This is a genomic window from Kosakonia sp. YIM B13588 (assembly GCF_042788165.1).
Lineage (GTDB): Bacteria > Pseudomonadota > Gammaproteobacteria > Enterobacterales > Enterobacteriaceae > Kosakonia > Kosakonia sacchari.
In genome coordinates, this window is record NZ_JBHZPO010000008.1 from 37,465 (window position 1) to 55,386 (window position 17,922).

Annotated in this window: 17 protein-coding genes; 11 read left to right on the forward strand and 6 right to left on the reverse strand. The window is 53.6% G+C overall.

Annotated elements, in window-relative coordinates; genetic code table 11:
• The first annotated feature begins 72 nt into the window (after positions 1-72).
• From deoC to deoD, 4 genes are all read left to right on the forward strand, one after another.
• Positions 73-852, forward strand: coding sequence for a deoxyribose-phosphate aldolase (gene deoC, locus ACFX4U_RS14690; protein WP_313509057.1), 780 nt, complete (start codon positions 73-75; stop codon positions 850-852).
• A gap of 73 nt (positions 853-925) precedes the next feature.
• Positions 926-2,248 carry a thymidine phosphorylase gene (gene deoA / locus ACFX4U_RS14695; RefSeq protein WP_313509055.1) on the forward strand — a complete coding sequence of 441 codons (1,323 nt, stop codon included), beginning with the start codon at positions 926-928 and terminating at the stop codon, positions 2,246-2,248.
• A 51-nt stretch (positions 2,249-2,299) separates the two neighbouring features.
• Entirely contained in the window at positions 2,300-3,523 is a 1,224-nt protein-coding gene (gene deoB / locus ACFX4U_RS14700) for a phosphopentomutase (protein ID WP_305737156.1), read from the forward strand.
• Positions 3,524-3,586: 63 nt separating this feature from the next.
• The gene (deoD, locus tag ACFX4U_RS14705; protein WP_017457844.1) at positions 3,587-4,306 is read left to right on the forward strand and encodes a purine-nucleoside phosphorylase; all 720 of its coding nucleotides are present in this window, start codon (positions 3,587-3,589) and stop codon (positions 4,304-4,306) included.
• 260 nt (positions 4,307-4,566) lie between these two features.
• On the opposite strand, the gene lplA is transcribed toward deoD, so the two are convergent.
• Positions 4,567-5,583, reverse strand: a complete 1,017-nt coding sequence (lplA, locus tag ACFX4U_RS14710) for a lipoate--protein ligase LplA (protein ID WP_086870396.1) — start codon at positions 5,581-5,583, stop codon at positions 4,567-4,569.
• Between the two features lie 49 nt (positions 5,584-5,632).
• Positions 5,633-6,277: a YtjB family periplasmic protein gene (locus tag ACFX4U_RS14715; protein WP_017457846.1), complete on the reverse strand. Its 645-nt coding sequence runs from the start codon at positions 6,275-6,277 to the stop codon at positions 5,633-5,635.
• Between the two features lie 118 nt (positions 6,278-6,395).
• On the opposite strand from ACFX4U_RS14715, the gene serB reads away from it, so the two are divergent.
• Genes serB through nadR form a run of 3 tightly spaced genes read left to right on the forward strand, consistent with a single transcriptional unit; the run spans position 6,396 to position 10,015 of the window.
• On the forward strand, positions 6,396-7,367 hold the full coding sequence (gene serB, locus ACFX4U_RS14720; RefSeq protein WP_305737155.1) for a phosphoserine phosphatase: 972 nt from the start codon (positions 6,396-6,398) through the stop codon (positions 7,365-7,367).
• An 8-nt stretch (positions 7,368-7,375) separates the two neighbouring features.
• Positions 7,376-8,758: a DNA repair protein RadA gene (gene radA / locus ACFX4U_RS14725; RefSeq protein WP_305737154.1), complete on the forward strand. Its 1,383-nt coding sequence runs from the start codon at positions 7,376-7,378 to the stop codon at positions 8,756-8,758.
• A gap of 30 nt (positions 8,759-8,788) precedes the next feature.
• A complete protein-coding gene (gene nadR / locus ACFX4U_RS14730; RefSeq protein ID WP_017457849.1) occupies positions 8,789-10,015 on the forward strand; it encodes a multifunctional transcriptional regulator/nicotinamide-nucleotide adenylyltransferase/ribosylnicotinamide kinase NadR in 1,227 nt (408 codons plus the stop codon).
• 47 nt (positions 10,016-10,062) lie between these two features.
• Here the strand turns inward: nadR and ACFX4U_RS14735 are convergent, their stop codons facing one another.
• Together ACFX4U_RS14735 and ettA are read right to left on the reverse strand one after the other, a co-directional pair.
• Positions 10,063-10,557, reverse strand: coding sequence for a hypothetical protein (locus tag ACFX4U_RS14735; RefSeq protein WP_305737153.1), 495 nt, complete (start codon positions 10,555-10,557; stop codon positions 10,063-10,065).
• Positions 10,558-10,882: 325 nt separating this feature from the next.
• Positions 10,883-12,550, reverse strand: coding sequence for an energy-dependent translational throttle protein EttA (gene ettA / locus ACFX4U_RS14740; protein ID WP_017457851.1), 1,668 nt, complete (start codon positions 12,548-12,550; stop codon positions 10,883-10,885).
• Positions 12,551-12,764: 214 nt separating this feature from the next.
• Between ettA and sltY the strand changes: the two genes are divergently transcribed.
• Both sltY and trpR read left to right on the forward strand, forming a co-directional pair.
• Entirely contained in the window at positions 12,765-14,705 is a 1,941-nt protein-coding gene (gene sltY / locus ACFX4U_RS14745; protein ID WP_305737152.1) for a murein transglycosylase, read from the forward strand.
• 74 nt (positions 14,706-14,779) lie between these two features.
• Complete coding sequence (gene trpR, locus ACFX4U_RS14750) at positions 14,780-15,109, forward strand: trp operon repressor (RefSeq protein WP_017457853.1); 330 nt, start codon at positions 14,780-14,782, stop codon at positions 15,107-15,109.
• Here the strand turns inward: trpR and yjjX are convergent.
• Positions 15,100-15,615: an inosine/xanthosine triphosphatase gene (gene yjjX / locus ACFX4U_RS14755; protein ID WP_313509046.1), complete on the reverse strand. Its 516-nt coding sequence runs from the start codon at positions 15,613-15,615 to the stop codon at positions 15,100-15,102. The genes trpR and yjjX overlap by 10 nt on opposite strands.
• Positions 15,616-15,714: 99 nt before the next feature.
• On the opposite strand from yjjX, the gene gpmB reads away from it, so the two are divergent.
• Positions 15,715-16,362 (forward strand): 2,3-diphosphoglycerate-dependent phosphoglycerate mutase GpmB, encoded by a 648-nt coding sequence (gene gpmB / locus ACFX4U_RS14760; RefSeq protein ID WP_017457855.1) that lies wholly within the window; start codon positions 15,715-15,717, stop codon positions 16,360-16,362.
• Here the strand turns inward: gpmB and robA are convergent.
• Positions 16,359-17,234, reverse strand: coding sequence for an MDR efflux pump AcrAB transcriptional activator RobA (gene robA, locus ACFX4U_RS14765; protein ID WP_305737150.1), 876 nt, complete (start codon positions 17,232-17,234; stop codon positions 16,359-16,361). The two genes, gpmB and robA, sit on opposite strands and share 4 nt — an antisense overlap.
• A gap of 214 nt (positions 17,235-17,448) precedes the next feature.
• On the opposite strand from robA, the gene creA reads away from it, so the two are divergent.
• Positions 17,449-17,922, forward strand: a complete 474-nt coding sequence (gene creA, locus ACFX4U_RS14770; protein ID WP_313509041.1) for a protein CreA — start codon at positions 17,449-17,451, stop codon at positions 17,920-17,922.

Below are 17,922 nucleotides of genomic sequence, written 5' to 3' on the forward strand. Positions count from 1 at the left end.
TGTGAATATGGGTTGATGTTAAAATACTAACAAACCCGAACAGAAAACCGGCATTATGCCGTCGGAGAGAATATGAGTGATTTAACGACAAGCAGCCTGCGTGCGTTGAAACTGATGGACCTGACCACCCTGAATGATGATGACACCAACGAGAAAGTCATCGCCCTGTGTCATCAGGCAAAAACCCCGGTGGGCAACACCGCCGCCATCTGTATCTATCCGCGTTTTATCCCGATTGCGCGCAAAACCCTGAACGCGCAAGGTACGCCGGATGTGCGTATCGCAACCGTGACCAACTTCCCGCATGGTAACGACGATATCGACATCGCGCTGGCCGAAACGCGCGCCGCCATTGCTTATGGCGCGGACGAAGTTGATGTGGTGTTCCCGTACCGCGCGCTGATCGCCGGTAACGAGCAGGTGGGTTTTGAACTGGTGAAAGCCTGTAAAGAGGCTTGCGCGGCGGCGAACGTGCTGCTGAAAGTGATCATCGAAACCGGTGAGCTGAAAACAGAAGCGCTGATCCGTAAAGCGTCTGAAATCGCCATTAAAGCCGGTGCAGATTTCATTAAAACGTCGACCGGTAAAGTGCCGGTAAACGCGACCCCGGAAAGCGCGCGCATCATGCTGGAAGTGATTCGCGATATGGGCGTTGAGAAAACCGTTGGTTTTAAACCGGCAGGTGGCGTACGTAGCGCGGAAGATGCGCAGCAGTATCTCGCTATTGCCGACGACCTGTTTGGTGCCGATTGGGCCGATGCCCGTCACTACCGTTTTGGCGCTTCCAGCCTGCTGGCAAGCCTACTGAAAGCGTTGGGTCACGGCGACGGTAAGAGCGCAAGCAGCTATTAATTTGTCATTGCCGGGTAGCGTATTGTTACCCGGCCTCAATGGATTTTCCGGCTTTATTCCTCAGGGGGTTACCTTGTTTCTCGCTCAAGAAATTATTCGAAAAAAACGCGATGGTCTCGCGCTGAGTGATGAAGAAATCCGTTTCTTTATCAACGGAATACGCGATAACGCCGTCTCTGAAGGGCAGATTGCTGCTCTGGCAATGACCATTTTCTTCCACGATATGACGATGCCGGAGCGCGTTTCGCTAACTATGGCGATGCGGGATTCAGGCACCGTTCTGGACTGGAAACCGCTCGATCTAAACGGCCCGGTGGTGGATAAACACTCGACCGGCGGCGTGGGCGATGTTACCTCATTGATGCTCGGCCCGATGGTGGCGGCCTGCGGCGGCTACATTCCGATGATTTCCGGGCGCGGCCTTGGTCATACTGGCGGCACGCTCGACAAACTGGAAGCGATCCCGGGCTTTGATATCTTCCCGGAAGATAACCGTTTTCGCGAGATTATTAAGGATGTCGGTGTGGCGATTATCGGCCAGACCAATTCGCTGGCACCGGCGGATAAACGTTTCTATGCCACCCGCGATATCACCGCGACGGTGGACTCTATTCCGTTAATCACCGCTTCTATCCTCGCCAAAAAACTGGCGGAAGGCCTCGATGCGCTGGTGATGGACGTCAAAGTGGGTAGCGGCGCTTTTATGCCGACTTACGCCCTCTCTGAACAACTGGCGGAAGCGATTGTTGGCGTTGCCAACGGCGCTGGCGTGCGGACTACCGCGCTGCTGACCGATATGAATCAGGTGCTGGCTTCCAGTGCGGGCAACGCGGTAGAAGTACGCGAAGCGGTGCAGTTCCTGACCGGCGAATACCGCAATCCGCGCTTGTTTGACGTCACCATGGCGCTGTGCGTGGAGATGCTGATCTCCGGCAAACTGGCGAAAGATGACGCCGACGCGCGGACGAAGCTGCAAGCGGTGCTGGATAACGGTAAAGCGGCTGAGGTGTTTGGTCGTATGGTTGCGGCGCAAAAAGGGCCGCACGATTTCGTGGAAAACTACGCCAAATACCTGCCTACCGCGACGCTCAGCAAAGCGGTATATGCCGACGATGAAGGGTTTATCACGGCGATGGATACGCGCGCGCTGGGCATGGCGGTGGTGTCGATGGGCGGTGGTCGTCGCCAGGCGTCGGACACTATTGATTACAGTGTCGGCTTTACCGATATGGTGCGTCTGGGCGAACGCGTTGATGGTCAACGCCCGCTGGCGGTTATCCATGCCAAAGACGAAGCCAGCTGGCAAGAGGCTGCGCAGGCGGTGAAAGCGGCTATTTCGATGGGCGACAGCGCACCAAAAGAGACACCGACGGTCTATCGCCGCATTACTGAATAGCGGTATACTGATCTGATCGCTTTTTTACAAAGCACAAGGTACGGAGAACATATGAAACGTGCATTTATAATGGTGCTGGACTCTTTCGGCATCGGCGCGACCGAAGACGCGGAGCGCTTTGGCGACGTGGGTTCCGATACCCTCGGTCACATCGCTGAAGTTTGCGCGAAAGGTGAAGCCGACACCGGGCGCAAAGGCCCGCTGAATTTACCCAATCTGACCCGTCTGGGTCTGGCGAAGGCGCACGAAGGCGCAACAGGTTTTATTCCTGCCGGGATGGACGCCAAGGCGGAAATCACCGGTGCTTACGCATGGGCGCATGAGCTCTCTTCCGGGAAAGATACGCCGTCAGGCCACTGGGAAATCGCCGGGGTGCCGGTGCTGTTCGACTGGGGTTACTTTAGCGACACCGAGAATAGCTTCCCGCAGGAACTGCTGGATAAGCTGGTGAAGCGCGCTAATCTGCCGGGTTATCTTGGCAACTGCCACTCGTCCGGTACGGTGATCCTTGACCAGCTCGGCGAAGAGCACATGAAAACCGGCAAGCCGATTTTCTACACCTCTGCCGACTCGGTGTTCCAGATTGCCTGCCACGAAGAGACCTTTGGTCTGGACAAGCTGTATGAGCTGTGCGAAATCGCGCGTGAAGAGCTGACCGAAGGCGGCTACAACATTGGCCGCGTGATTGCGCGCCCATTTGTTGGCGATAAAGCTGGTAACTTCCAGCGTACCGGTAATCGCCATGATCTGGCCGTGGAACCACCGTCAGCCACCGTGCTGCAAAAACTGGTCGAAGAGAAAGATGGCCACGTGGTTTCGGTCGGTAAAATCGCCGATATCTATGCCAACTGCGGCATCACCAAAAAAGTGAAAGCCACCGGTCTGGATGCGCTGTTTGACGCCACCATCAAAGAGATGAAAGAAGCCGGTGATAAGACAATCGTCTTTACCAACTTCGTCGATTTTGACTCATCATGGGGTCATCGTCGCGATGTGGCCGGTTATGCAGGTGGTCTGGAGCTGTTCGATCGCCGTTTGCCAGAGTTGATGGAATTGGTTGGCGAAGACGACATTCTGATCCTTACCGCCGATCACGGCTGCGATCCGACCTGGAAAGGCACTGACCACACCCGCGAGCACATTCCTGTGCTGGTTTACGGCCCGAAAGTGAAACCGGGTTCGCTGGGTCACCGTGACACCTTTGCGGATATTGGTCAGACGATCGCCAGGTACTTTGGCGTTTCTGATATGGAATATGGCAAGGCCATGTTCTGATGATTTTGGGCGGGAGCTTCCCGCCCTTTCTGTTTCAACGACAATGACATAAAGGAATTGACGATGGCTACCCCACATATTAATGCAGAAATGGGCGATTTCGCTGACGTAGTGTTGATGCCGGGCGATCCGCTGCGTGCAAAACATATTGCGGAAACTTTCCTCGAAGACTACCGCGAAGTGAACAACGTGCGCGGCATGCTGGGTTACACCGGTACTTATAAAGGCCGCAAAATTTCTGTTATGGGCCACGGCATGGGGATCCCGTCCTGCTCCATTTACACCAAAGAGCTGATCACCGATTTTGGCGTGAAAAAAATCATCCGTGTCGGCTCCTGCGGCGCGGTACGTATGGACGTGCAACTGCGTGACATCGTTATTGGTATGGGGGCCTGCACCGATTCCAAAGTGAACCGTATGCGTTTCAAAGACCACGATTTCGCGGCGATTGCAGATTTCGACATGGTGCGTAACGCGGTTGATGCGGCAAAAGCGCTGGGCGTAGACGCGCGCGTGGGTAACCTGTTCTCCGCCGATCTGTTCTACTCCCCGGACGGTGAAATGTTCGACGTGATGGAAAAATACGGCATCCTAGGCGTGGAAATGGAAGCGGCGGGCATTTACGGCGTAGCGGCGGAGTTCGGTGCGAAAGCGCTGACCATCTGCACCGTTTCCGACCATATTCGTACGCACGAGCAGACCACTTCCGCTGAGCGTCAGACCACGTTCAACGACATGATCAAAATTGCGCTGGAATCTGTCCTGCTGGGCGATAAAGCGTAAGTATCTTTTCTAAGGGCAGGTTCTCTGCCCTTTTTTATCTATTCACTTCTAAATACATCGTTTCTTTTTTCCTTTCGATTCATAGATATAAAGCTAATGATTTTCCCTGAGTATCTATTCATGATGCGTATATCACTGAAGGATTTCGTCATATAGCACCTGACATGCGCGGTAAAGGAAGCTCCGGTGAAACGGATATTTTGTCGACGGGCGAATGTATTCAGGCCTGATTAGTATGACGGTATCAGGCCACCGGGAGGCTAACGCACCGCGCTGGCAATCCATGCGGAAAGTTCGCGAAGCTCTTGTTCCTGTTCCGGAAAATCGACTAACAGCGCATCACACTCCTGCGCCAGCATATCTGCACGGTAGAGGCAGCCCTGCAAACGTGCGGCCAGCGCTTCTAACGGCGCGGGGTTCAGACTGTCGGTAAACACCTGCGTACGGGTGATGTGGCCTTTTTCCACGTCAAAATGCAGTTCCACACCGCCCCAGGTAAAGCGCTCATCAAGCAGATGACTGAATGCCGGTGCCTGGCCGAAGTTCCACTCCCAGCTACTCTGGCGGGCGAAGGTTTCGGCGAAATTGGGTAAGTCCGGGGTTTTATCTGGCGAGATAACTTCCGCCGTGACCCGCTCGCCATAGTGAGCGAAGAAGGCTTCGGTGATCGCTTCACAGATTTGCTGATGGGTAATGCCCGGTAGCAGATCCACCAGATTCGCCACGCGCCCGCGCACCGACGTAATGCCTTTGGCTTGCAGCTTTTTCTTGTCCGGATTGAGGTAATTGGCCAGACGGCTGAGGTCGGCATTCAGCAATAACGTGCCGTGGTGGAAGCCGCGATCTTTGGTTTCCCTGTAGGCTGAACCAGACACTTTACGATCGCCTTCCGCCGTTTTCACCACCAGGTCGTTGCGCCCGGAGGCTTCTGCGGTAACGCCTAGTGAATTCAGGGCATTAAGCACAATCGCCGTGGAGATGGTTTTGTCGTACTCCGGCTTTCCCGCCATAAAGGTGAAACAAGTATTGCCGAGGTCATGGAATACCGCGCCGCCGCCGCTACTGCGCCTTGCCAGCCGCACGTTATCTTCTTCCATGCGGCGGGTATTGCACTCTTTCCACGGGTTTTGCGCCCGCCCAATGACCACCGTATCCGCGTTGCGCCATAAGAACAGTACGCGTTGCGTGGCGGGCATCTGGCGGAAAATGCACTCTTCCACCGCCAGGTTGAACCAGGGATCGTACGAGTCAGAGATAAGCAGACGAAGCGTCGACATAGCAGATTTCCTTTCTGTAACCTGTAATTTTTACCGGTAGCGGTCAGAGCTACTCTTTCTTTTGCTGCTCTTCTTCTTCCGGTACGGATTTGTTGGCCGTCAGCAAAAACGGCGACTGCTGCCAGCGCGTGCGTTTGCCCTGCAACAGGGTGCGCGTCAGCACGACGCCAATAGCCAGCGACAGCAGCAACATCAGGCGCAGAATATTGGTGGTGTTATCCACCTGCCTGGCTTCTGTCGCCAGCGTGTGCGTATCCAGCGTCAGGCGCAGGTAGCCCAGCGGGCCGCTTTTTCCCTGAATCGGCTCAACAATTTGCTGGTTGAAATAGCCGCCGGCTTTTTTGCCGTCCAGCGCCAGCCGGTCGCGCACATCAATACTTTCGCCGGAGCGCGCAATCAGATCGCCTTGCGCATCGTACACCCCGGCATCCAGAATGCGGCTCTCTTCGGTAAGCTGGCGCAGCACGACGTTGATCCGTTTTTCGTCCGGGGTTTCGGTGCGCATCAGTGGCGTGAGATTCAGCGTCACCTGGCGCGCCAGCGTTCTCGCCAGCTCTTCAAACTGCGGATTGCGCTGGCGCTGATGGTTTTGGCTGAACCAGGACGCGCCCTGCATCAGCGCGACCAGCAGTGCCAGACAGATGAGGACGATTACGGCGCGATGCAGCCGAAATTTAAGTTTTGCGCGAGCCATATTCCACCTGTTGAAAATTTGAGGCTTAATGTTGCCAGAAGCGCTGGTTACAAGGTAGCCTCATGCGTTATTTTCCCCTCCGATGCTTTCTGGCGCGAACGTTTTTACAGGAGCTTTAATGCTTAACAGTTTGACCTGGTGCGATCTGCCCGATGATGTTTCTCAGTGGCCGGGATTGCCGCTCTCTTTAAGTGGTGATGAGGTAATGCCTCTGGACTATCACGCTGGTCGCAGTGGCTGGCTGCTGTACGCACGTAATCTGGATAAGCAACGTCTGACGACCTATCAGCGCAAATTGGGTGCAGCAATGGTGATTGTTGCCGCGTGGAGCGTTGACGATTATCAGGTTCTTCGTCTGGCGGGTTCGTTGACGCCGCGCGCGACGCGCCTGGCGCACGACGAAGGTATGGACGTCGCCCCGCTGGGGAAAATCCCGCATCTGCGCTCGCCAGGGCTGCTGGTGATGGACATGGACTCCACCGCCATTCAAATCGAGTGCATTGATGAAATCGCTAAACTTGCCGGCACCGGCGAAATGGTGGCGGAAGTGACCGAACGGGCGATGCGCGGCGAACTCGATTTTGCCGCCAGCCTGCGCAGCCGTGTGGCGACGCTGAAAGGCGCTGACGCCAATATTCTGCTGCAAGTGCGGGAAAAACTGCCGTTAATGCCGGGGCTGGTGCAACTGGTGTTGAAGCTGGAAACATTAGGCTGGAAAGTGGCTATCGCCTCGGGCGGCTTTACTTTCTTTGCCGATTACTTGCGCGACAAGCTGCATTTGACGGCGGCAGTCGCCAACGAACTTGAGATCATGGACGGTAAATTCACCGGCCATGTATTGGGCGATATCGTGGATGCGCAGTTCAAAGCCAATACGCTGAAACAACTGGCTGAAAAATATGAAATTATTCCTGAGCAAACTGTAGCGATTGGCGACGGCGCGAACGATTTACCGATGATCAAAGCCGCCGGGCTCGGCATCGCGTTTCATGCCAAACCCAAAGTGAATGAGAAGGCGGAAGTCACCATTCGCCACGCCGATCTGATGGGCGTATTTTGTATTCTTTCCGGCAGTATTAATAAGAAGTAGAGGTTATTGTGGCGAAAGCTCCCAAACGCGCGTTTGTCTGTAATGAATGCGGTGCGGATTACCCGCGCTGGCAGGGGCAGTGCAGCGCCTGTCACGCATGGAACACCATTACGGAAGTGCGCGTTGCCGCTTCGCCCACCGTGGCGCGTAATGAGCGTCTTTCCGGTTATGCGGGTAGCGCTGGCGTATCAAAAGTGCAGAAGCTGGCAGATATCAGTCTCGAAGAGCTGCCGCGTTTTTCCACCGGTTTTAAAGAGTTTGATCGCGTGCTCGGTGGCGGTGTTGTGCCCGGTAGCGCGATTCTGATTGGCGGCAACCCCGGTGCGGGGAAATCCACGTTGTTGTTGCAGACGTTGTGTAAGCTCGCCGAGCAGATGAAAACGTTGTATGTCACCGGCGAAGAGTCATTGCAGCAGGTGGCGATGCGCGCGCATCGTCTCGGGCTGCCGACTGGCAACCTCAATATGCTGTCGGAAACCAGTATCGAGCAAATCTGTATGATCGCCGAAGAGGAGCAGCCGAAGCTGATGGTGATCGACTCGATTCAGGTGATGCACATGGCTGATATTCAGTCGTCACCCGGCAGCGTGGCGCAGGTGCGTGAAACAGCGGCTTATCTGACACGTTTTGCGAAAACGCGCGGCGTGGCGATTGTGATGGTCGGCCACGTCACCAAAGACGGCTCGCTGGCCGGACCGAAGGTGCTCGAACATTGTATTGACTGCTCGGTGTTGCTTGATGGCGATGCGGATTCGCGTTTTCGCACCTTGCGCAGCCATAAAAACCGTTTCGGCGCGGTCAACGAACTCGGCGTGTTCGCCATGACCGAGCAGGGGCTGCGTGAAGTCAGTAATCCGTCGGCGATTTTCTTAAGCCGCGGCGATGAAGTGACCTCCGGCAGTTCGGTGATGGTGGTATGGGAAGGGACGCGTCCGCTGTTAGTCGAAATTCAGGCGCTGGTCGATCACTCAATGATGTCTAACCCGCGCCGTGTGGCGGTGGGACTGGAGCAAAACCGTCTGGCGATTTTACTGGCTGTGCTGCATCGCCACGGCGGCTTACAGATGGCGGATCAGGACGTGTTCGTCAACGTGGTTGGCGGGGTCAAAGTGACCGAAACCAGCGCCGATTTGGCACTATTGCTGGCGATGGTTTCCAGCCTGCGCGACCGGCCGTTACCGCAGGATTTAGTGGTGTTTGGCGAAGTCGGGTTGGCGGGAGAAATCCGCCCGGTGCCCAGCGGCCAGGAGCGCATTTCGGAGGCTGCGAAGCATGGTTTCCGCCGCGCTATCGTCCCGGCAGCGAATGTGCCGAAAAAAGTGCCTGAAGGGATGCAAATCTTTGGCGTGAAGAAGCTCACGGATGCGCTAAACGTCTTTGACGACTTATAATTGGCTAATGTTTTTTTGCAGGAGGCAACAATGTCGTCATTCGACTACTTAAAAACCGCGATTCGCCAGAAAGGCTGCACGTTACAGCAGGTAGCCGATGCCAGCGGTATGACCAAAGGCTATTTGAGCCAGCTGCTGAATGCCAAAATTAAGAGCCCCAGTGCGCAAAAACTGGAGGCGCTGCACCGCTTTCTCGATCTTGAGTTTCCCCGTCGGCAGAAAAGCATTGGCGTGGTTTTCGGCAAGTTTTACCCGCTGCACACCGGCCATATCTATTTGATCCAGCGCGCCTGTAGCCAGGTGGATGAGCTGCATATCATCCTTGGTTATGACGAAACGCGCGATCGTGAGCTGTTCGAAGACAGCGCGATGTCCCAACAGCCGACAGTGAGTGACCGTTTGCGTTGGCTGCTGCAGACTTTTAAGTACCAAAAAAATATTCGTATTCACGCCTTTAACGAAGAGGGCATGGAACCGTATCCGCACGGTTGGGATGTCTGGAGTAAAGGCATCAAAGCGTTTATGACCGAAAAAGGCATCACGCCAAACTGGATTTACACCTCCGAAGAGGCCGATGCGCCGCAGTATAGGCAACATCTGGGAATTGAAGCGGTGCTGGTCGATCCAAAGCGCACCTTTATGAATATCAGCGGTTCGCAAATCCGCGAGAACCCGTTCCGTTACTGGGATTATATTCCGACGGAGGTGAAACCTTTTTTTGTGCGCACGGTGGCGATTCTGGGGGGAGAATCCAGTGGTAAGTCGACGCTGGTTAATAAACTCGCCAATATTTTCAATACCACCAGCGCATGGGAATATGGCCGCGATTACGTCTTTTCGCATCTTGGCGGTGACGAAATCGCGCTGCAATATTCTGATTATGACAAAATCGCCCTCGGGCACGCGCAATACATCGATTTTGCCGTGAAGTACGCCAATAAAGTGGCATTTATCGATACGGATTTTGTTACCACGCAGGCGTTCTGCAAAAAATATGAAGGCCGCGAACATCCTTTCGTTCAGGCATTGATTGATGAATATCGTTTTGATCTGGTGATCCTGCTGGAAAATAATACCCCGTGGGTGAATGATGGACTGAGAAGTCTTGGCAGTTCTGTCGATCGTAAGGAATTTCAGGATTTGCTGGTATCAATGCTGCGGGAAAATAATATCGAATATGTGCGCGTTGAAGCCGCAGATTATGACTCGCGATTTTTACAGTGCGTCGATCTGGTTAAACAGTTAATGGGGCCGTAGGCCGGAATAACAGGCCGGTCTGGTATATTCCACGGCCTGTATATCGGTTAATTTGCCGGTTGATTACGAAAATTTTCCCAGCGGTTATGGACCTGCGTCAGCGCGGCGATTGACGGCTGATTCACCTTTCTCAACATATTATATTTGTGTGTACTGACCGTTTTTATATCCAGCCCGCTGTGGGTTAACATGCTTTTCTTTTTCCCCGCGCTAATGATATGACTAAGCAGCATTCTCTCTTTTCTCGTTAGCGCTATTCTGCACTCCTGGCTTTGTTTATTTCGCCATGATTTATATTTTAACGTGCGGAATATTTCGGTTAGCTTTGTGTCTTTCTTGATTTTTAAAAATGAATGCAATAAGTAACATTCAAACGCATTGTCGTTTTTTATTATTCTGTTTAGTGTCGATAATGTTGTGATGATAATAAAGTTATTATCAAAATCTAAAATAACGTCGTTATTATCCAGTGTTATTTCTTTTTGCTTAATAAATGTCTGTAATCCGTTTTTAAGAAAAACATCTTCCGTAATGATATGCATTAATTATAACCATACGTTCATTTATTAACCGAGGTAATGAGTATCATGTTAGCGTCTGGTCTTTGCGTTAAGCAATCCAGGGACAAAAAGGCGAATGCTAAAAGCATTGGTCTATGAAAATGAGATTGCTGGATGTTTATTCTGTGGTGTGAGTTTTATTCGGGATTTTAGTTTTAGATTATTTCTGCAATGAATGCATCTGTCTCTGGATCGCGGCGAAGATAGTATGAAAACAAAAAAACTTATTTATGTGCTTATTGCAGAGGAATTCACTGAGCATTTGGGCGTGAAGCGAATGGGTTTCCCCATTCGCTTTTGTGTCGGCTTATTTGGCGATACGTTTGTACTTAATACGCTTCGGCTCCAGCGCATCTGCGCCCAGCGTGCGTTTCTTATACTCTTCGTATTCGGTGAAGTTACCTTCGAAGAACTCCACTTTGCCCTCGTCCTGGTAATCCAGAATGTGGGTGGCGATACGGTCAAGGAACCAACGGTCATGCGAAATAACCATCGCGCAGCCCGGGAATTCAAGCAGGGCGTTTTCCAGCGCACGCAGGGTCTCGATATCCAGGTCGTTGGTCGGTTCATCAAGCAGCAACATGTTGCCGCCAACCTGTAACAGTTTTGCCAGGTGCAGACGACCGCGCTCACCGCCGGACAATTCGCCCACGCGTTTACCCTGATCGGTGCCTTTAAAGTTGAAGCGGCCAACGTACGCGCGGCTCGGCATTTCGGTGTTACCGATACGCATAATGTCCAGCCCACCGGAAACTTCTTCCCACACGGTTTTGCTGTTATCCATCGCGTCGCGGAACTGATCAACCGAGGCCAGTTTGACGGTTTCACCCAGCGTAATGGTGCCGCCATCTGGCTGCTCCTGGCCGGACATCATGCGGAACAGCGTGGATTTACCCGCGCCGTTCGGGCCGATAATGCCGACAATCGCGCCTTTCGGCACGGAGAACGACAGGCCATCAATCAGCTGGCGATCGCCGTAGGACTTGCTGAGATTGCTGACTTCAACCACTTTATCGCCCAGGCGAGGTCCCGGTGGAATAAACAGTTCGTTGGTTTCGTTACGTTTCTGGTATTCAGTGCTGTTGAGTTCTTCAAAGCGCGCCAGACGGGCTTTGCCCTTAGATTGACGGCCTTTCGCGCCCTGACGCACCCATTCCAGCTCTTTCTCAATGGATTTACGACGAGCCGCTTCCTGAGAGGCTTCCTGTGCCAGACGCTGATCTTTCTGCTCCAGCCAGGAAGAGTAGTTGCCTTCCCATGGAATACCTTCACCGCGGTCAAGTTCGAGGATCCAACCGGCGACGTTATCGAGGAAGTAACGGTCGTGGGTAATCGCCACCACAGTACCTTCGAAATCGTGCAGGAAGCGTTCCAGCCAGGCAACGGACTCGGCGTCCAGGTGGTTGGTGGGTTCGTCGAGCAGCAGCATGTCCGGCTTTTCCAGCAGCAGACGGCACAGCGCGACGCGGCGGCGTTCACCACCGGAAAGATTGGCAATCTTTGCATCCCAGTCCGGCAGACGCAGCGCGTCGGCAGCGCGTTCCAGTTGCACATTCAGGTTATGACCGTCATGCGCCTGGATAATCTCTTCAAATTTACCTTGCTGCGCAGCCAGTTTGTCGAAGTCAGCATCCGGTTCAGCGTATTTGGCATAGACTTCGTCCAGGCCTTTCAGGGCGCTAACCACTTCAGCGACCGCTTCTTCAACCGATTCACGTACGGTTTGTTCCGGGTTCAACTGCGGTTCCTGCGGCAGGTAACCGATCTTAATGCCAGGCTGCGGGCGGGCTTCACCTTCGATGTCTGTATCGATGCCGGCCATGATGCGCAGCAGGGTAGACTTACCGGCACCGTTAAGACCCAGTACGCCGATTTTTGCGCCCGGGAAGAAGCTTAGCGAGATATTTTTCAGAATATGACGTTTCGGCGGGACAACTTTGCCGACACGATGCATGGTATATACGAATTGAGCCACGTTGGACTTCGCCTCTTTGTAATGAGAGTGGTATTCAACAGCGGAGTGTAGCCGTTTTCGCGGCTTAATCCCAGCCAGCCGCGACGGGTGTGTTAAATCACGCCAGAAAGGTAAAAAAGTGTGCGCAACGTGGCGCGTTACGAGTTGCCCGGTTAGCATTAACGCATTACGCGGCATGACGCTGCAAAAACGTGACAGATAAGAGGAAAGAGCTGTGCAGAGAGCTAAACATGCCGCCTGGCGATTCGCGGCGGCCTGCGTTTGTTTGCTGTCCCTCAGCAATGTGGCGCGGGCAGATTCACTGGATGAACAACGTAACCGTTACGCGCAGATTAAAACCGCGTGGGACAACAAACAGATGGACGTGGTGCAGCAACTGCTACCCACGCTACAAACGTATCCGCTTTACCCATACCTGCAATACCGTCAGATTACCGACGATCTGATGAATCAACCCGCGATTACGGTGACCAACTTTGTGCAGGCCAACCCGACGCTACCGGCGGCACGCACGCTGAAATCTCGCTTTGTTAATGAACTGGCCCGGCGGCAAGACTGGCGCGGGTTGCTGGCATTCAGCCCGGAGAAACCCGCTGCTACTGAAGCGCAATGTAACTACTACTTCGCGAAGTGGAATACCGGCCAGGCAGACGAAGCCTGGGCAGGCGCGAAAGAGCTGTGGTTAAGCGGCAAAAGCCAGCCCAACGCCTGCGATCAGCTGTTTGGCGCATGGCGCGCTTCCGGGAAACAGGATCCGCTGGCTTTTCTGGAGCGTATTCGCCTGGCGATGAAAGCGGGAAATACCAGGCTGGTCACGCTGCTGGCCGGGCAGATGCCGCCTGATTATCAAACCATTTCGGCGGCTATCATCAATCTTGCCAATAATCCATTGAGCGTAATGTCCTTTGCCACTACCACCGGGGCAACGGATTTTACCCGTCAGATGGCGGCGGAAGCCTTTGAAAGCGTTGCGCGTCAGGATGTGGAAAACGCCCGCCTGATGATCCCTTCGCTGGTGCAGGCGCAGCAGTTGAATGAGGAACAAACCCAGACGCTGCGCGATATTGTCGCATGGCGATTGATGGGCAATGACGTCACCAGCGATCAGGCGCGCTGGCGTGATGATGCGATCATGCGCTCGCAATCAGTCTCTTTGCTGGAGCGCCGGGTGCGTATGGCGATTGGCAACGGCGATCGTCGTGGGTTGAATACCTGGCTTTCTCGTTTACCGATGGACGCAAAAGAGAAAGACGAGTGGCGCTACTGGCAAGCGGATTTGTTGCTGGAGCGCGGACGCGAGGATGAAGCCAAAGAGATCCTCCACGCCCTGATGAAGCAGCGTGGTTTTTACCCGATGGCCGCTGCGCAGCGGCTGGGTGAAGAGTACTCGATGCAGATAGACAAAGCGCAGGGAAATGTCTCCGCAACGCTAACGCAGGGCGCAGAAATGGCGCGCGTTCGTGAGCTGATGTACTGGGGGCTGGATAACACCGCGCGCAGTGAGTGGGCGAATCTGGTGACCAGCCGAACCCAGCAAGAGCAGGCGCAACTGGCGCGTTATGCTTTTAATCAACACTGGTGGGATCTGAGTGTGCAGGCCACGATTGCCGGCAAGTTGTGGGATCAACTGGAAGAGCGTTTCCCGCTGGCGTATAGCGATCTTTATGCCCGCTACACCAGTGGCAAAGGCATTTCACAAAGCTACGCCATGGCGATATCTCGCCAGGAGAGTGCCTGGAACCCGACGGCGCGCTCCCCGGTTGGCGCGGCAGGTTTAATGCAGATTATGCCGGGTACCGCCACGCACACGGTGAAGATGTTTAACATTCCCGGCTACAGCAACTCCGGCCAACTCTTTGATCCGGAAACGAATATCAACATCGGCACCAGTTATCTGCAGTATGTTTATCAGCAGTTTGGCAATAACCGCATTTTCTCGTCGGCGGCTTATAACGCCGGGCCGGGAAGGGTGCGCAGCTGGTTGAACAACAGCGGCGGCAAACTTGATGCGGTGGCCTTTATTGAGAGTATCCCGTTCTCGGAAACACGAAGCTATGTGAAAAACGTGCTGGCTTACGATGCTTATTACCGCTATTTCCTGAGCGGAGATAAGCCGGTTGTCTTTAATGATGCTGAATGGCAGCGCCGTTATTGATTTCTGTGGTTTATGCTATGATGTGTACTCGCTAAAGAGTACACATCAGTAAACCTTTAACATGGCGGCAAATTATGACTCAGCAATCACCCTATTCAGCGGCGATGGCCGAACAGCGCGATCAGGAGTGGCAACGCTTCGTGGATCTGGTCCGGCAATCTTACGAAAAGGATCTGCACATTCCATTGCTTAATCTGATGCTTACGCCAGATGAGCGCGAGTCGTTGGGCACAAGAGTGCGGATCATTGAAGAACTGCTGCGCGGCGAGATGAGTCAGCGTGAACTGAAAAGCGAGCTGGGGGCAGGTATCGCGACCATTACTCGTGGATCAAACAGCCTGAAAGCTGCGCCTGCTGATTTACGTTTATGGCTGGAGCAGACGCTGCTGAATACTCAGCGATAAATCGCGTTGTGAAAGGGGCTGAGCGCCAGGATCACCGCCTGGTGGTAAACGCTTTCGCGAGTAAGTTTTCCTGCGGTGAAAACGCCAATGGCACCCTCTTTGCGGCCGATCTCATCAATTCCGCTATAACGCGACATTACTGGCCCGAGCGCTTCACCGGCGCGCACTTTCTGCAAAATGATCTCCGGTAGCGGCAGCGTTGCCGAGCGGGCTTCACCTTTCTGATGATTGCTTTCTATCACCACCCAACTAAACGTACTGCCTTCGTCGATCCCAGCTTCGATAGCCACCCAAAAATCCGCTTCGGGGTGTGCATGGCGGGCATTGACCACGCGATTTCGTGCGCCAGTACGCGTTTCTTCACTGCCAAACGGCTGTTCCGGTACGCCGCTATCGACGGAAACGGCGTCTATATGGCAGGATCCTTCGCCGAAGATCTCGTTAAAAGCGTGCAGAATCGCCCGAATTTTCGCGGGATTTGTGGTAGCTGAGACAACATGGTGCATAATTAATAACGGTATGTTCGGAATGAGACGCGTTCTTTTACCCCGGACAGAGACCTTCCTCAGATAATAAATTCATCGCAGTATAATGGATAAAAAAGCATGTTACAGGTATACCTTGTTCGCCACGGTGAAACGCAGTGGAACGCCGAGCGTCGTATTCAAGGCCAGTCAGACAGTCCGTTAACCGAGAAAGGGGAGAAGCAGGCGTGGCAGGTGGCTGAGCGCGCAAAAGCGCTGGGCATTACCCACGTTATTGCCAGCGACCTGGGGCGTACCCGCCGGACGGCTGAGATCATCGCTGAAGTCTGCGGTTGCGATATCACCTTTGAGCCGCGTTTGCGCGAGCTGGACATGGGCGTGCTGGAACGCCGTCATATCGATTCCCTGACCGAAGAAGAAGAGAGCTGGCGTCGCCAACTGGTGAATGGCACGGCCGATGGCCGCATTCCTGATGGCGAATCGATGCAGGAGTTAAGCGATCGGATGCATGCGGCGCTGGCAACCTGCCTGGATCTTCCCGAAGGAAGCCGACCGTTGCTGGTCAGTCACGGCATGGCGCTGGGCTGCCTGGTCAGCACAATCCTTGGGTTGCCAGCTTATGCTGAACGCCGCCTGCGCCTGCGCAACTGCTCTATTTCCCGCATTGACTATCAACAGAGCCCGTGGCTGGCTTCTGGCTGGGTGGTGGAAACCGCAGGAGACGTCTCGCACCTGGACGCTCCAGCGCTGGATGAGTTGCAGCGTTAACGGCGAATAGGCACCAAATATTCGCAGCGGATATGCGATGGCGGCTCGCCGTCTTCGCGCGGCTCTTCATGCTGCGGGTAAAAGTGCTCAATATCCTGGCCTTTACGGCGCGTGAGGTTAAGCATCGGCATGCACGTTCCGTAAACGGTCAGGATGAAATCCTGAAAACCGTGCGGTGAACCTTCATAGGCGAAGGAGATGTAGTCGCCGCCTTCCAGCAACACCGGCTGCGCGTTGCTCAGATAGCCGTTCGCCATCTCCGGCGTTAGCGCTGTGGTGTAAAACACTTCCTGTTCGTCATCCTTTTCCAGGCTTGGGCGCGGCTCATGCAGGCCATACATTTCCGGTGGAATTTTCGGTGAATTGCTCAAAAATTCCCGCCAGAACTGAATGCGCATTTGATTACGGAAATCGGAGATCTCCTCCAGCGCACAGGTGTAGCTCTGGGTGGTGCCAATAAGTTGCATTGGCGGCAGGGTGACAAAGTCATGTTTTGGCATGGTAAATTCGCCAAGACGCATCGGCGGGCGAATGCCAAACGCGCTCCAGTCTGGTGAACGGCGATAGAGCGCAGGGGTGACAGCAAACTGTTTTTTGAAAGCGCGGGTGAAGGTTTGTTGCGAATCAAAGCGGTATTGCAGGGCAATATCCAGAATGGGCCGGGCAGTAAGGCGCAGAGCAACAGCGGATTTTGACAGACGACGCGCACGAATATAAGCGCCGATGGCATGACCGGTCACGTCTTTGAACATCCTTTGCAGGTGCCACTTGGAATAGCCCGCTTTTGCCGCCACATTATCCAAAGCGAGTGGCTGATCCAGATGGCTTTCCAGCCAGGAAAGTAAGTCGCGAATGATCCCAGCCTGATCCATACAATATCCTCTTCCTTAAAACAGCATTAACGCCTGATATCAGGCAACGGATAATAACGGGTTTTTAGGTGTTTAGCATTCGGTGTTTTTTTTGTGCACAAATACGCATTGTGACTGATTTTCATCATAAATTTTGTAAATTAGTGATCTGCAAACAGTTTCTCATTTGAAAGCTGAATAGTTGCTCAACGTAATATTCAAAAATGGTAACAATATGAAATATACAAAGTTAATCCTTCCTGCAGTAATGTTGGTCGCGCTGGGCTCTGCCTATGCAGAACAAATTGGTTCCGTCGATACCGTGTTCAAAATGTTTGGTCCGGATCACAAAATTGTGGTCGAAGCGTTTGATGATCCTGATGTGAAAAATGTCACCTGTTACATCAGTCGGGCGAAAACCGGCGGTATCAAAGGCGGGCTGGGGCTGGCAGAAGATACGTCTGATGCGGCTATCTCTTGCCAGCAGGTTGGGCCGGTTGAGTTGAGCGATAAGATCAAAAACGGTAAGGCGCAGGGCGATGTGGTTTTCCAGAAAAGGACGTCGTTAGTCTTTAAGAAATTGCAGGTGGTGCGTTTCTATGACGCGAAGCGTAACACACTGGCATATTTAGCTTATTCCGATAAAGTGGTTGAAGGATCGCCGAAAAATGCCTTAAGCGCGGTCCCCATTATTCCCTGGAGTAAATAA

Coding starts and splice junctions, on each gene's coding strand:
- deoC (WP_313509057.1), top strand. CDS start 73: ATGAGTGATTTAACGACAAGCAGCCTGCGTGCGTTGAAACTGATGGAC.
- deoB (WP_305737156.1), top strand. CDS start 2,300: ATGAAACGTGCATTTATAATGGTGCTGGACTCTTTCGGCATCGGCGCG.
- deoD (WP_017457844.1), top strand. CDS start 3,587: ATGGCTACCCCACATATTAATGCAGAAATGGGCGATTTCGCTGACGTA.
- lplA (WP_086870396.1), bottom strand. CDS start 5,583: ATGTCGACGCTTCGTCTGCTTATCTCTGACTCGTACGATCCCTGGTTC.
- ACFX4U_RS14715 (WP_017457846.1), bottom strand. CDS start 6,277: ATGGCTCGCGCAAAACTTAAATTTCGGCTGCATCGCGCCGTAATCGTC.
- serB (WP_305737155.1), top strand. CDS start 6,396: ATGCTTAACAGTTTGACCTGGTGCGATCTGCCCGATGATGTTTCTCAG.
- nadR (WP_017457849.1), top strand. CDS start 8,789: ATGTCGTCATTCGACTACTTAAAAACCGCGATTCGCCAGAAAGGCTGC.
- ACFX4U_RS14735 (WP_305737153.1), bottom strand. CDS start 10,557: ATGCATATCATTACGGAAGATGTTTTTCTTAAAAACGGATTACAGACA.
- trpR (WP_017457853.1), top strand. CDS start 14,780: ATGACTCAGCAATCACCCTATTCAGCGGCGATGGCCGAACAGCGCGAT.
- yjjX (WP_313509046.1), bottom strand. CDS start 15,615: ATGCACCATGTTGTCTCAGCTACCACAAATCCCGCGAAAATTCGGGCG.
- gpmB (WP_017457855.1), top strand. CDS start 15,715: ATGTTACAGGTATACCTTGTTCGCCACGGTGAAACGCAGTGGAACGCC.
- robA (WP_305737150.1), bottom strand. CDS start 17,234: ATGGATCAGGCTGGGATCATTCGCGACTTACTTTCCTGGCTGGAAAGC.
- creA (WP_313509041.1), top strand. CDS start 17,449: ATGAAATATACAAAGTTAATCCTTCCTGCAGTAATGTTGGTCGCGCTG.